A 14,942-nucleotide genomic window follows, 5' to 3' on the forward strand; every position below is an offset into this window, starting at 1 on the left:
TTATGTACGGATATGGTTATTACGGATGGGGAATGGACCCCACGATTCTTTTACTTGTGATCGGAATGCTTCTTTCTCTTGCGGCATCCGCAAAGCTGCGCAGTACCTTTGCAGTCTATAAAAAGGTACGGAGTCATTCTGGCATCACCGGTGCGGAAGCTGCACAGAGAATCCTGAGAGCAGCAGGGATCACAGACGTACAGGTGGTTCCGATCCGCGGAAGTCTTACGGATCACTATGATCCGAGAACGAAAACGGTTTCCCTTTCAGAAGATATTTATGGAAGAAATTCTCTGGCGGCTGTGGGGGTGGCAGCACATGAATGTGGCCATGCGATCCAGGATGCAATCAATTATGCACCACTGAATATCCGTTCAGCCATTGTACCTGCCGCAAATATTGGTTCCCAGCTTTCGTGGCCGCTGTTTATCGCAGGGCTGATCTTTTCCATTGATCCGCTGGTAACTCTGGGAATTGTTTTGTTTTCACTGGCAGTACTGTTTCAGCTGGTGACACTTCCGGTTGAGATCAATGCGTCTTCCAGAGCGCTTAAAATGCTGGAAAGTACAGGTATCTTAGGTGCAGATGAAAAAAAGGGTGCAAGAAAAGTACTTACAGCGGCAGCGCTTACCTATGTAGCAGCTCTGGCGGCATCTATTCTGCAGCTTCTGAGACTGATTATCCTTGCAGGAGGTAGAGATCGTGATTAGCAGCGGAGTAAATACCAGAGAACTGATCCTTGAGATCCTGTTACAGATCGAGGAGGAGGGTGAGCACAGCCATATTGCGATCCGGAATGCGCTTTCCAAATATCAGTTTCTTCCGAAACAGGAACGTAGCTTTATTACAAGAGTATGTGAGGGAACCCTGGAATACAGGATCTATATTGATTATGTCATCGATTCTTTTTCCAAGGTTTCTGTAAACAAGATGAAACCGCAGATCCGTGAGATCCTGAGAAGTGCGGTATATCAGCTGAAATTTATGGACAGTGTTCCGGACAGTGCAGTATGCAATGAAGCGGTAAAGCTGGCACAGCGAAAAGGCTTTTATAATCTAAAGCCCTTTGTCAACGGGGTGCTCCGTACGATCGCAAGAGAGATCGGTGATCTGGAGCTTCCTTCCAGGGAAGAAAACGAAGTCCGTTATCTTTCTGTGAAATATTCCATGCCGGAATATCTGGTAGAAAAATGGAAAGCAGCCTACGGAGTGAAGACTACGGAGAAGATCCTGGAGGATTTTCTGACAGAAAGACCGATCACAGTACGGTGCCGTACTCATAAGGCGTCTCTGAGAGAGATCGTCACCAGTTTGAAGTCTCAGGGAGTGACAGTAGAACAGGCTCCTTATCTTCCCTATGCACTGAAGATTTCCGATTACAATCATATTTTGACACTTGAGACCTTCCTTCAGGGAAAGATCCTGGTGCAGGATGTAAGCTCTATGCTTGTAGCGGAAGCTGCAAGTCCGAAAAAAGGTGACCATATCATCGACATGTGCGCTGCACCAGGTGGAAAAAGCATCCATGCGGCAGACAAAATGGGGGATTACGGAAATGTGGATGCCAGAGATGTAAGCCAGTATAAGGCAGATCTTATCAAAGAAAATATCCACAGGACCGGAGTGATCAATGTGGAAGCCAGAGTTCAGGATGCAACGGTATATGATCCGGATTCCGAACAGGCTGCGGATATTGTGATCGCGGATGTACCGTGCTCCGGTTATGGAGTTATCGGCAAGAAACCGGAAATCAAATACCGGGCAACTCCGCAGAAACAGGAAGAGATCGTAATGCTCCAGAGAATGATCCTGGATAAGGCTGCAAAGTATGTGAAACCGGATGGAACGCTGATCTTCAGCACATGTACCATTGCCCGGGAAGAAAACGAAGAAAATGTATTATGGTTTTTAAAGAATTATCCGTACCGGCTGGAAAGCCTGGATCCGTATATTCCGGAGGAACTGCACTGTAAGTCCACGAAGCTTGGCTATCTGCAGCTTCTGCCGGGAATACATAAGACAGATGGATTCTTTATTGCCAGATTCAGAAGGAAATAACAGAAAATGACAGATGTAAAATCCATGACCATGGAGGAATTGAAGGAATTCATGACAAAGATCGGTGAAAAGCCTTTCCGGGCGAAACAGATCTATGCATGGCTTCACCAGCAGCTGGTTACCTCCTGGGATGAAATGACAAATCTTTCCAAAAGCCTCAGGGAAAAGCTTTCGGCTTATCCGATCACAGCACTGACCCAGGCAGATGTAAGGATCTCAAAAATTGACGGAACCAGAAAATATCTGTTCCAGCTGGAAGATGGAAATGTGATCGAGAGTGTTCTCATGCGGTATCACCACGGAAATTCTGTGTGCATTTCTTCTCAGGTGGGCTGCCGTATGGGATGCAGATTCTGTGCATCTACCATCGGAGGACTGACCAGATGCCTGAAACCGTCCGAGATGCTGGATCAGATTTACCGTATCCAGGCAGATACCGGCGAACGTGTGGCCAATGTAGTTGTGATGGGAACCGGTGAGCCGATGGATAATTATGACAATCTTGTCCGTTTTGTCCGGATCCTTACCGACGAAAACGGTCTTGGGATCAGTCAGAGAAATGTGACGGTTTCTACCTGTGGGATCGTGCCGAAGATGTATGATCTGGCTGAAGAAAAGCTTCAGATCACTCTGGCACTTTCCCTTCATGCTCCAAATGATGAAAAACGACAGGAACTGATGCCGATCGCGAATAAGTATTCCATGGATGAGGTTCTGGATGCCTGCAGAAATTATTTTGACAAAACAGGCCGAAGGATCACCTTTGAGTACAGTCTTGTAGCCGGCGTCAACGACAGTGAAGAAGATGCGAGACAGCTGGCAGGCCGTATAAAAGGCATCAATTGCCATGTAAATCTGATTCCGGTCAATCCCATCAAGGAACGCTCCTATGTGAGGTCTACTCGACAGGCTGTGGAGAATTTCAAAATAAAACTTGAAAAATACGGAATTAATGTTACTATTAGAAGGGAAATGGGCAGCGATATCGACGGTGCCTGTGGACAGCTAAGAAAAAGTTACATGGAAAAAACAGAAAGCGAGAAGTGACATGAGGATATACTCAGCTACTGATGTAGGGCAGAAGCGGAAGATGAATCAGGATTACGTGTTTGCATCTGAAGGTCCGGTTGGAAATCTGCCTAATCTTTTCACAGTCGCGGACGGAATGGGCGGACATAACGCCGGTGACTATGCATCCTCACATGCAGTACGGATCCTTGTGGATGAAATCCGTGAAGATGCGGATTACAATCCTGTGAAGGTTATTCGTCATGCGATCGAAGCTGCGAACACGGAGATCAGAAACCGTGCGCAGGAAGACGAAAACCTCCGGGGCATGGGAACCACTATGGTGGTGGCGACTATTGTAGATCAGTATGCCTATGTAGCCAATGTGGGTGACAGCCGTTTATATGTGATCCAGGACGGGATCCGCCAGGTCACCAGAGATCATTCCCTGGTACAGGAAATGGTGAGAATGGGCGAGATCAGCGAAGCGGAAGCACGGAATCATCCGGATAAGAACATCATTACAAGGGCACTTGGCGCGGAGAAAACGGTGGATGTGGATTTCTTTGATCTGAAACTTGAAAAAGGATGTACGATCCTGATGTGTTCAGACGGTCTCAGCAATATGGTTGAAGATGAGAAGATCCAGGAGATCATATCCGATCCGGAAGCAGATATTGATCAGAAGGGCAGTGCGCTCCTTCGGGAAGCAAATCAGAATGGTGGTAAGGATAATATTGCAGTCGTACTGGTAGAGCCATTCACGAATGAGGTGGAAGCATGTTGAAGACGGGAATGATCATAGCCGAGCGCTATGAGATCGTAGGAAAAATCGGAACTGGCGGAATGGCAGATGTCTATAAGGCTATGGACCATAAGCTGAACCGTTTTGTTGCAGTGAAGGTCCTGAAACCGGAGTTTCGGGAAGACACCACGTTTATAAAGAAATTCAGAAGTGAGGCCCAGGCGGCAGCTGGTCTTACACATCCGAATATCGTCAATGTATTTGACGTAGGAGATGACGGCGGTGTTTATTACATTGTTATGGAACTGATCGAGGGTATCACTCTAAAGGAATACATCTCCAAGAAGGGAAAGCTTTCCATTAAAGAGGCTACAAGTATCGCAATCCAGGTTTCTATGGGTCTGGAGGCGGCACACAGCCATGGTATCGTTCACAGAGATGTGAAACCCCAGAATATCATTATCTCCACAGATGGTAAAGTAAAGGTGACAGACTTTGGAATTGCCAGAGCTGCATCTTCCAATACGATCAGCTCCAATGTAATGGGATCTGTACATTACAGCTCACCTGAGCAGGTGAGAGGCGGATACAGCGATGAGAAGAGCGATATCTATTCTCTTGGAATCACACTGTATGAGATGGTCACAGGAAGAGTTCCTTTTGACGGAGATACCACTGTGGCGATCGCTATCAAGCATCTGCAGGAAGAGATGGTCCCGCCAAGTGTGTATACACCGGACCTTCCGTACAGTCTGGAGCAGATCATTCTGAAATGTACACAGAAAAGTGTAGATCGTCGTTACAGCCGTATGGAGGATGTGATCGCAGACCTGAAGCATTCTCTGATCGATCCCCAGGGTGATTTTGTAAGGCTTACTACAGTTGACAACGATGCCAAGACGGTTGTGATCTCAGAAGAAGAGCTTGGTGAGATCAAACATACACCGAAGCAGATCACAAAACCGGAGATCACCGCACTTGAGGAAGAAAAATACGACGATAACGATTACGATGATGCAGAGGAAGAATACAGACCGAGATCCGAGCATAGATCCGGAAAGAAAAAGAAGCATCATGGTTCCGGAAGAGGCCTGACGATTGCGGCACTGATCGGAGGTGCAGTCCTTCTGATCGTTCTTGTGGTAGTGCTTGGACGTGCCGCAGGACTGTTTGGAACCGGCAGCAGCGGAGCTGCAGACAGCAGCAAGGCAGAAGCGAAGCAGGAATCAGCAGCTGACGGTCTGGCAACCGTTCCTGATCTTGTAGGCAAGACAGAGGAAGAGGCTAAAACACTTGCAAACGATGCACATCTGGGTGTCCAGATGGCCGGTGAGGAGGCATCCGATCAGGAAAAAGGCAGGATCTCCCGTCAGGAGACAGCTGCGGGAACACAGGTTGAAGCCAATACAACTGTGAAATACTGGGTAAGCACCGGAACAGCACAGGTTACGATCCCAGATCTGGATGGACGTACAGGAATCGATGCACAGCAGACTCTGGAAGATCTTGGACTTCAGGTAAATGTCCAGAAAGAATACAGCGACACAGATGACAACGGATATGCACTGGTAGATCCGGGATATGTTTACAATGTCGAACCGGCAGCAGGTACTTCTGTGCAGGCAAGCTCTTCTGTAACACTGACAGTCAGTCGAGGGGTTGATTATGGCGATAATGCTGAGGTTCCGAGTGTTGTAGGAATGACCAAGGATGATGCACTTACTACTTTAGGGAAATTTATTGATATCCAGATAACAGAACAGCAGAGTACAGAAGCTGCAGGTACAGTTATCGCACAGGATCCGGAAGCCTATGCGGCAGCAGACCCGGATCAGCCGATCAGCATTACCATCAGCTCCGGTGACAAGGCTCCATCCACAGACAGCACAGCATCTGCAGATAGTACAGCATCTACAGACAGTACAGCATCCACAGACAGCACAGCATCTGCGGACAGCACAGTATCCACAACTACATCTACAGCAGATGTCAATGCAAACACAGGCTGGAAATGTACACAGACACTGGATACCCCGTCCGGCTACAATGGAGGCGCGATCCGTCTGGAACTGATCCAGGACGTAAACGGTGAGCCTAAGGCATCCACCATCATTGATGGACAGAATATCAGCTTCCCGTATCAGCTTGATATCTCAGGTGCTGAGGGCGTTACCTCAGGAACCATCTATCTCTATGAAGAGGTAGACGGGGATTATCAGCAGCTTGGAACCTACACGGTTACATTCAAGAAAGCTGAGTGATCATGCAGGGAAAGATAATCAAAGGTATTGCCGGATTCTACTACGTATATGCAGAAGACGGTAATACATATGAATGCAGAGCCAAGGGAATTTTCCGTAAGGATAAATTCAAGCCTCTGGTAGGTGACAATGTGGACATTACAGTTCTGGATGAAAAGGAACTGGAGGGAAGTGTGACGGAGATCCACAAGCGGAAGAATTCTCTGATCCGTCCGGCTGTGTCCAATGTAGATCAGGCACTGGTGATCTTTGCCATGGATAATCCGAAGCCGAACTTCATGCTTCTGGATCGTTTCCTCATTATGATGGAGAGGGAAGGTGTTCCGGCAGTCATCTGTTTTAACAAAAAAGATCTGGCAACAACGGAAGAACTGGAATTTCTCTATGAAACATACCAGAGCTGCGGCTATCAGGTGATCCTGTCAAGTGCCCTGAAGGGAGAAGGACTCGACGAGATCGAAGAAGTGCTTCAGGGCAGGACAACTGTGGTTGCCGGCCCATCCGGCGTGGGAAAATCTTCTCTTACGAATTCCCTTCAGGAAGAAGTGGAGATGGAAACCGGTGAGATCAGCCGTAAGCTGAAACGGGGAAAACATACCACGCGCCATGCACAGATCATACCGGTGGCACAGGATACATTCCTTGTGGATACGCCGGGATTTTCCTCCTTATATATTGAAAATATGGAGGAGCAGGAACTGAAGGATTACTTTCCGGAGTTCCGAAGATATGAAGGACAGTGCCGCTTTCAGGGGTGCCGTCACATACATGAACCGGGCTGCGCTGTTAAGGAAGCCCTTGAGAACAATGAGATCAGCAGACTCCGATATGAAGATTATCTGGAGCTGCACCAGGAATTAAAAGAGAAAAGGAGATACTGAGTCATGGAATACCGATTGTGCCCGTCGATCTTATCAGCAGATTTTAACAGACTGGGAGAACAGATCAAAATTCTGGAAAAGGAAGGCGTTGAATATCTGCATATTGATGTTATGGATGGAGATTTTGTTCCCAGCATTTCTTTTGGAATGCCGGTGATCAAATCGATCCGGAAAGAATCCAACATGTTTTTCGACGTACATTTGATGGTAACAGAACCGGAAAGATATATCCGCGATTTTGTAGAATGCGGAGCAAATTCCATTACTGTACATGCGGAGGCATGTGAGGATCTGGAGCGTACACTGGAGCAGATCAGGGCAGCAGGGGTAAAGGCGGCAGTTTCGATCAAGCCATCCACACCGGTAAATGACATCAGCCATCTTCTTGAAGATGTAGATATGGTGCTGATAATGACTGTTCAGCCAGGATTTGGCGGACAGAAATACATGGACGAATGCACGGAGAAGATCCAGGAGCTTCGTGAGCTTATTGATGAAGAAGAGCTGGATGTTGACATTCAGGTAGATGGTGGTATCAATGATGATACACTGGAGACTGTTATGCGTGCCGGTGCAAACCTCATGGTCGCAGGTTCCTGGGTATTTAAGGGCGATGTGGCAGCCAATGTAAGACACATTACAGAAAAAATCCACAATATCAAAAAAGAGCTGGACTGAAAATGATCGATACAATAATAATCAGCGGGGGCAATATCCAGAATGGTTTTGCCCTCGATTTTTTAAAAAAAAGAATAGAAGAAAGCCGAGGAGAGAAAATCACTCTTGTTGCTGCAGATAAGGGGATGGAATGGTTTATGAAAAACCGGGAATTTATTCCGGATCTTGCAATTGGGGATTTTGACAGTCTTTCCGAAGAAGGCCAAAAATATATGGAAAGCCTGAAGGGACCGGAGATCATCAGGCTGAAGCCAGAGAAGGATGATTCGGATACACAGTCTGCGGTAAACCAGATGATTCGCAAGGGTGCAAAGGATATCCTGATCCTGGGAGCTACCGGCACAAGGCTGGATCATGTGCTGGCGAATCTGGGACTGCTTTCCATGGGTAAGGAACAGGGCGTTCGTATTGCGATCGCAGATCAGTGGAATTATATCACACTTGCAGAAAGTGGAACCATACTGCACAGAGAGGAGCAGTTTGGAAAATATGTTTCATTCTTTACTGTGGGAGGTGATGTGACAGGCCTCACTCTGAGGGGGTTTAAGTATCCGCTGAACGGATATCATCTGACAGTAGAAGACAGTGGCCTGACCGTCAGCAATGAGATTTCGGAAGAAACCGCAGAGATCCTGTATGAAAGCGGGCAGCTTCTGATGATCATGTCCAGGGACTGACAGTAACAATAATTGCCTCACAGTTGCGATTTCAGGCTGTGTATGGTAATATGGGACAGGAATGGCCTGAAAAACGGAAAGGCCTGTTTAAAGAGTATCTGAAAAATACTGTAAATAAATATATCGAAAGGACGTATATAGAGAGATGAAATTAGGAATCGTAGGTCTTCCTAACGTAGGAAAAAGTACATTATTCAATTCACTGACAAAAGCCGGAGCAGAATCCGCAAACTATCCGTTCTGTACTATCGACCCCAATGTGGGTGTTGTAACCGTTCCGGATGAGAGACTGAATCTTCTCGGAGATTTTTATAAATCAAAAAAAGTAACACCGGCAGTGATCGAATTCGTCGATATTGCAGGTCTTGTAAAAGGCGCATCTAAGGGAGAGGGACTTGGAAACCAGTTCCTTGCAAATATTCGTGAGGTAGATGCTATCGTTCACGTGGTACGCTGCTTTGAGGATTCTAATGTTGTTCATGTAGATGGAAGCATTGATCCGCTCCGCGATATCGAGACTATTAATCTGGAGCTTGTTTTCTCTGATCTTGAGATCCTCGAGAGAAGAATTGCCAAGGTTACCAAGACTGCACGTATGGATAAGGAAGCTGCCAAAGAGCTTGCATTCCTTGAAAAAGTAAAGGCGCATCTGGAAGAGGGACAGCTTGCCATTACTCTGGAAACAGAGAACGAAGATGAGGATGCATGGCTTGCAACCTATAATCTTCTTACTGCAAAACCGGTGATCTATGCGGCTAACGTTGCAGAGGATGATATCGCAGATGATGGGGCGAACAATCAGTATGTACAGGCAGTACGTGAATACGCTGCCAAACAGAACAGCGAGGTATTTGTGATCTGTGCGCAGATCGAGGAGGAAATCTCCGAGCTGGACGAGGATGAGAGAAAGATGTTCCTTGAGGATCTGGGACTGACAGAATCCGGCCTGGAGAAGCTGGTGCGCGCAAGCTATCACCTTCTTGGACTTATGAGTTTCCTGACAGCAGGAGAGGATGAGACAAGAGCATGGACCATCAAGATCGGAACCAAGGCACCGCAGGCAGCAGGTAAGATCCACACAGACTTTGAACGTGGATTTATCAAAGCAGAGGTTGTGAATTATCAGGATCTTCTGGATTGCGGTTCCTATGCAGGTGCCAGAGAGAAGGGCCTTGTACGTATGGAAGGAAAAGAGTACGTTGTACAGGACGGAGATGTGATCTTATTCAGATTTAACGTGTGATCACCAACGTCTGTGAAATACCGGCTGTAAGCTGAAAAATTATAACAGGTGATTTTATGGATATGTCAATTCGGTTTCCCGGATTAAATCTGGTTTTGGATCATGTGCCGAGATCCTTTGAGATTTTTGGCTTTGAGATCACGATCTATGGCGTCCTGATCGCGATAGGAATGCTTCTGGGAATCTTTTTTGTGGTACTGGAAGCCAGAAGAAATCATGAAGATCCGGATGCATATCTGGATCTGGCCATCATAACGCTACTTTCCGGTGTGGCAGGGGCAAGGCTGCTTTATGCGGCTTTTTCCTGGAGCCTTTATAAAAATGATCCGGGACAGCTTCTGAATATACGGTCCGGAGGACTTATGTTTTATGGCGGACTTCTGGGCGGTGTGCTGGGTGGTGCGGTCTACTGCAGGATCCGAAAGAAATCCTTCTGGCAGATGGCAGATCTTGCCTGCATGGGACTTCTGATCGGGCAGATAATAGGAAAGTGGGGAAGCTTTTTTAACAGAGAATCTTTCGGGGAATATGCAGACAACATTTTTTCCATGCAGCTGCCGCTGACTGCGGTACGGGCAGGAGAGGTCACCATGGCTATGCGTGAAAAGCTTCAAACCGTGGACGGTGGTACCTGGATTTTGGTACAGCCCTTGTTTTTCTATGAAAGTCTCTGGTGTCTGCTTGTGCTTTTGGTGCTTATGATGCTGCTTCGCAAAAAAGTATTTCAGGGAGAGATCTTTCTGAGATATCTGGCAGGCTATGGTCTTGGAAGAGCAGTGCTCCAGTGGTTCCGCACAGATAAAATACTGTTTCCGGGAACCGGCGTGGATGTTTCATTGGTGATCTCGGTAATACTTTTTGTTCTTTGCACCGTGGTAGTTGCAGTGAAACGCGTGATGTCCAGAAAGCGGGCAAAAGTACGGATGAGAAGGATCGAGAAAGATCAGCAGGCAGAGAAAGAAGCGGAACAGCAACGGGAAAATGTAGCAGAGAATCTGGAAACAGAGACTGTACAGGGAGAAAAAAATGGATCAGAACGAGATACAGAAGAAAGAGGAAGCTCTTCGGAAAGCGTCACTTTTGCAGCAGCTGCAGGAGGAACGGAAGAAGCTGGACAGCCAGATCAGGAGCAGGAGCGATCTTCTGAAGAATCTGGAGGCCAGCCAAAGAGTTGACCGTATTCTGGAATTATATTACGGAAACTGAGATCAAACAGATATAGGATACAGATGCTTTTGTCTGATGGATCAGAATATAGGATAGGATACCGGCATTTGGCTGATAAGAGCAGCAGAAAACTGCCCTGCAAGAAAACGTCTTCTACGACGTTTCCGGCAGGGCAGTTTTTGTGCTGTGCAGTAGAAATATATCAGTACATCTTTCGGAAATCCAGAGGAGTTGTGCCTGTGACTTTACGGAACATGGCGATAAAGTGGCTGGCATCGGAAAATCCGGAAGCGCCGGCAACATCCTGGATCTTCATATCCGGTCTGGAAAGCAGAAGCTCACGTGCGCGGCTGATGCGGTACATGGTAACGTACTCGTAAACCGAGCAGCCCATAAAACGGCGGAACAGACGGGAAAGATACTGCGGAGAGACAAAAACGCTCCGGCTCAGTTGCGCTGCAGTGATATCCTGCTGATAACCGGTTTCGATTTCTTTTATTACCGGGATCACATATCTCTGGTAGAGAGGATTATCCTGTATCTTCGGAGAAGCTGCACAGTCTGTAAAATTCATAAGAAAATTATAGCAGTCGGAAGAAAGAGATTTCATATCCGGTGTGGGCTGATGATATTTACGCAAGGTAGAAGAAATCATTTTCCGGATACTGGCTCCTTGTTCCTTTTCGATAAGGATCACTTCCTGGTTGTCTGTCATGGAAGGAATGCTGCCTGCCAGTGTTCCTGTGAAGGTGGCAAACATCGTGGTCCAGGAAGTAGACTCCCTGTGATAGGAATGAGGGACACCGGGGGCGATGAGGATGCCCTCGTTGGCTCCGAGAGTATAAAATTTTCCACGGACTTCAATGCGTCCGGTACCCTTTTCAGTCTGGAGGTAATGATAATACGGATATCCGTCCGGACGGAAGATATTAACCTGATTCCAGTGGTTCCCAAGAGATTCAAACATGAAGGGAGCACTGACCGGAGTGTTTCTGAAATAGATCGACATGATATTCACCTGTTTCTAAATGTTATATATTTTGGCGAAACATATTATACCATAATCCGGTGGATTATACTATAATGATCATAGCATAAAAAACGAAGGATCCGGCAGAAAAAACAGAATCTGCCGGGCAGGAGGAAAAAATGAAAAAATTTGATCATTCTCTGTTAAAAGATCCCCGGTATTTCAGCGACGGAAGAATGGATGCCCACTCAGATCATACATATTATCGTTGTGAGGAAGAGAGAGAAGATGGGAAAACTTCTTTCCGTCACAGTCTGAATGGTCTCTGGAAGTTCCATTATGCACGGAATTATGCATCTGCTATCCCAGGCTTTGAGGAAGAAGCATATTCCTGTAAGGACTGGGAGGACATTTATGTGCCGGCACATATCCAGATGGAAGGATATGATGCACCGCAGTATGCCAATGTCCAGTATCCGTGGGAAGGCCATGAAGAACTTCATCCGGGACAGATCCCGGAACGTTTTAACCCGGTGGCAAGCTATGTGAGATATTTCCATGTGCCGGAGAGCATGAAAGGAAAAAGAGTATTTGTTTCATTCCAGGGAGCAGAGAGCGGCCTGGCTCTGTGGCTCAATGGAAAATTTGTGGGATACAGTGAAGATTCTTTTACTCCGTCAGAATTCGAGCTTACGGAATATCTGAAGGACGGCGAGAACAAGCTGGCGGCACAGGTGTTTAAATGGACAGCCAGCAGCTGGTGCGAGGATCAGGATTTTTACCGTTTTTCCGGAATTTACAGAGATGTTTATCTGTTTACGGTACCGGATGTCCATGTATATGATCTCAGGATCCGTGCCATTCCGGATGAAACTCTCAAAAAAGCCGAGCTTGAGATCGTGACCAGTACCTGGGGAAAAGGAAAAATGAAGCTTACACTTTCCGGAAAGGGAGAGATCCTTTTGCAGGAGGAAAGATCTCTGAACGGAGAGGATACCTGTACCTGGGAGATTCAGGATCCCCTTCTCTGGAGTGCAGAAGAGCCGAATCTCTATGATCTGGAGCTGGAGATCAGTGATGAAAGCGGAAAGCTCCAGGAGATCATCCCGGAGAAAGTCGGTTTCCGCCGTTTTGAAATGAAGGATGGTATCATGACCCTTAACGGAAAACGTATCGTATTCAAGGGTGTGAACCGCCATGAGTTCAGCTCTGTCACAGGAAGACATGTGTCCCGGGAGGAACTGCTCAAAGACATCGTGACCATGAAACAGAACAACATCAATGCGATCCGTACCTGTCATTATCCGGATGCATCTCAGATCTACCGTCTCTGTGATGAATATGGTATTTACATGATCGCAGAAAACAATCTGGAATCTCACGGAACCTGGGATATAGCAGAATTTACCGGAGATCACACGGATATCGTTCCGCACAACAAACCGGAATGGCTGGGCATGATGCTGGACCGTGTAAATTCCATGTATCAGCGTGACAAGAACCACCCGGCGATCCTGATCTGGTCCTGTGGAAATGAATCCTTTGGTGGAAAAGATATCTTTGAGATGTCTGAGTTCTACCACAAGAATGATCCTACAAGACTGGTACATTATGAGGGAGTTTTCCATGACCGCAGCTACAATGCCACCAGTGACATGGAAAGCCAGATGTATCCTTCCGTAGAAGCAATCCGGGAGTTCCTTGCAAAGGATGACAGCAAGCCGTTTATTTGCTGTGAGTATACCCATGCAATGGGAAATTCCTGCGGTGCAATGCATAAATATACAGATCTTACAGATACAGAACCGAAATATCAGGGTGGCTTTATCTGGGATTACATTGATCAGTCTATTTACAAAAAAGACCGTTACGGTAAAGAATTCCAGGCATACGGCGGAGACTTCGGTGAACGTCCTACAGATTATAATTTCAGTGGAAACGGTATCGCATACGGCGGAGACAGAGATGCTTCACCAAAGATGCAGGAGGTAAAATTCAACTACCAGAATATCACTGCGCAGGTAAGTGAGGATTCTGTTAAGATCATCAACAAAAATCTTTTTGTAAATACGGACACATTCCGATGTGAAGTAACTCTTGCAAAGAACGGTCATGTTCTCCGCACAGAGACACTGGATACAGCGGTGAAGCCTTTAAGCCAACAGACCTACAGACTTCCATTTGGAAAACAGCAGCGCCCGGGCGAATATACGGTAACCGTAGCCTTCCTTCTCAGAGAAAAAACACTTTGGGCAGAGGCAGGACATGAGGTTGCTTTCGGCCAGTATGTTTATCAGGTGGAAGGATCACCGGAAGCTCCTGCGTGTGGCGTGGAGCTTGTGAGAAGCCTTCATAACATCGGTGTCCGCGGGGAAAATTTCGAAGTGCTGTTCTCCGTTCTCAATGGTGGCCTGGTTTCGTATAAATATGCAGGAAGAGAAATGATCGAAGCGATCCCGAAGCCCAACTTCTGGAGAGCACCTACAGATAATGATTGCGGAAGTCTGATGCAGATGCGTTATGCACAGTGGAAGATCGCCAGCATGTACGCAAGTCATAAGGATTACCGAAAAGGTATGTATGGTCCGGCCAATGCTCCGGAGACAACGGTTCACGAAAACAGCGTGGAGGTTGCTTTTACCTACATCCTGCCAACTACGCCTGCCAGTGAATGCCGCCTTGCCTATGAGGTAACCGGAGATGGAAGAGTAAAGACAACGCTGACCTATGATCCTGTAAAAGAGCTGGGCGATATGCCGGAGTTCGGAGTACTCTTTAAATTCAATGCGGATTATGATCATGTTCAGTGGTACGGCCTGGGACCGGCAGAGACTTATGCAGACCGGAAGCATGGCGCAAAACTCGGCATTTATGAGAATCTCGTGACAGACAATATGGCACGCTATCTTGTGCCGCAGGAATGCGGAAACAAAGAGGAAGTACGCTGGGCAAAGATCACAGACAGAAAGGGTAGAGGAATGCTCTTTGAGATGGATAAAGAAAACGGCCCGATGATGTTCTCAGCACTTCCATATACTCCTCATGAAATGGAAAATGCCATGCATCCCTATGAGCTTCCGGCAGTCCATTATACCGTTGTCCGTGCTGCAAAGGCGCAGATGGGTGTTGGAGGAGATGACAGCTGGGGTGCCCGCACGCATCCGGAATACCTCCTGGATACCAATGGAAAGATGAAATTTTCCTTTGCGTTCAAAGGTCTTTAAAATGTCATAAAATAACAGAACATAAAGTCA

At 46.9% G+C, this 14,942-nt stretch carries 12 protein-coding genes; 11 read left to right on the forward strand and 1 reads right to left on the reverse strand.

The window, feature by feature from the left end; translation table 11 throughout:
• The first annotated feature begins 2 nt into the window (after positions 1–2).
• From LKD46_RS11255 to lgt, 10 genes are all read left to right on the forward strand, one after another.
• Positions 3–710: a zinc metallopeptidase gene (locus LKD46_RS11255; protein WP_015526118.1), complete on the forward strand. Its 708-nt coding sequence runs from the start codon at positions 3–5 to the stop codon at positions 708–710.
• Positions 706–2,058 (forward strand): 16S rRNA (cytosine(967)-C(5))-methyltransferase RsmB, encoded by a 1,353-nt coding sequence (gene rsmB, locus LKD46_RS11260; protein WP_044961572.1) that lies wholly within the window; start codon positions 706–708, stop codon positions 2,056–2,058. The genes LKD46_RS11255 and rsmB overlap by 5 nt, the downstream gene beginning before the upstream one ends.
• Positions 2,059–2,064: 6 nt before the next feature.
• Positions 2,065–3,105 (forward strand): dual-specificity RNA methyltransferase RlmN, encoded by a 1,041-nt coding sequence (gene rlmN, locus LKD46_RS11265; RefSeq protein ID WP_015526117.1) that lies wholly within the window; start codon positions 2,065–2,067, stop codon positions 3,103–3,105.
• Between the two features lies 1 nt (position 3,106).
• The gene (locus tag LKD46_RS11270; RefSeq protein ID WP_021651617.1) at positions 3,107–3,853 is read left to right on the forward strand and encodes a Stp1/IreP family PP2C-type Ser/Thr phosphatase; all 747 of its coding nucleotides are present in this window, start codon (positions 3,107–3,109) and stop codon (positions 3,851–3,853) included.
• Positions 3,847–6,072 (forward strand): Stk1 family PASTA domain-containing Ser/Thr kinase, encoded by a 2,226-nt coding sequence (gene pknB, locus LKD46_RS11275; protein ID WP_110102941.1) that lies wholly within the window; start codon positions 3,847–3,849, stop codon positions 6,070–6,072. The genes LKD46_RS11270 and pknB overlap by 7 nt, the downstream gene beginning before the upstream one ends.
• 2 nt (positions 6,073–6,074) lie before the next feature.
• Complete coding sequence (gene rsgA, locus LKD46_RS11280) at positions 6,075–6,953, forward strand: ribosome small subunit-dependent GTPase A (RefSeq protein ID WP_227574156.1); 879 nt, start codon at positions 6,075–6,077, stop codon at positions 6,951–6,953.
• A 3-nt stretch (positions 6,954–6,956) separates the two neighbouring features.
• Positions 6,957–7,631 carry a ribulose-phosphate 3-epimerase gene (gene rpe / locus LKD46_RS11285; protein ID WP_110102940.1) on the forward strand — a complete coding sequence of 225 codons (675 nt, stop codon included), beginning with the start codon at positions 6,957–6,959 and terminating at the stop codon, positions 7,629–7,631.
• 2 nt (positions 7,632–7,633) lie between these two features.
• Positions 7,634–8,308, forward strand: coding sequence for a thiamine diphosphokinase (locus LKD46_RS11290; protein WP_021651620.1), 675 nt, complete (start codon positions 7,634–7,636; stop codon positions 8,306–8,308).
• Positions 8,309–8,453: 145 nt separating this feature from the next.
• Complete coding sequence (gene ychF / locus LKD46_RS11295) at positions 8,454–9,551, forward strand: redox-regulated ATPase YchF (RefSeq protein ID WP_044961563.1); 1,098 nt, start codon at positions 8,454–8,456, stop codon at positions 9,549–9,551.
• Positions 9,552–9,607: 56 nt separating this feature from the next.
• A complete protein-coding gene (gene lgt / locus LKD46_RS11300) occupies positions 9,608–10,726 on the forward strand; it encodes a prolipoprotein diacylglyceryl transferase (RefSeq protein ID WP_110102939.1) in 1,119 nt (372 codons plus the stop codon).
• A gap of 194 nt (positions 10,727–10,920) precedes the next feature.
• On the opposite strand, the gene LKD46_RS11305 is transcribed toward lgt, so the two are convergent.
• On the reverse strand, positions 10,921–11,727 hold the full coding sequence (locus LKD46_RS11305) for a helix-turn-helix domain-containing protein (RefSeq protein WP_015526109.1): 807 nt from the start codon (positions 11,725–11,727) through the stop codon (positions 10,921–10,923).
• A gap of 140 nt (positions 11,728–11,867) precedes the next feature.
• On the opposite strand from LKD46_RS11305, the gene LKD46_RS11310 reads away from it, so the two are divergent.
• A complete protein-coding gene (locus LKD46_RS11310; RefSeq protein ID WP_227574157.1) occupies positions 11,868–14,912 on the forward strand; it encodes a beta-galactosidase, LacZ type in 3,045 nt (1,014 codons plus the stop codon).
• Positions 14,913–14,942 lie beyond the last annotated feature (30 nt).

The organism is Blautia fusiformis, from assembly GCF_020686995.1.
Taxonomy (GTDB): domain Bacteria; phylum Bacillota; class Clostridia; order Lachnospirales; family Lachnospiraceae; genus Blautia_A; species Blautia_A fusiformis.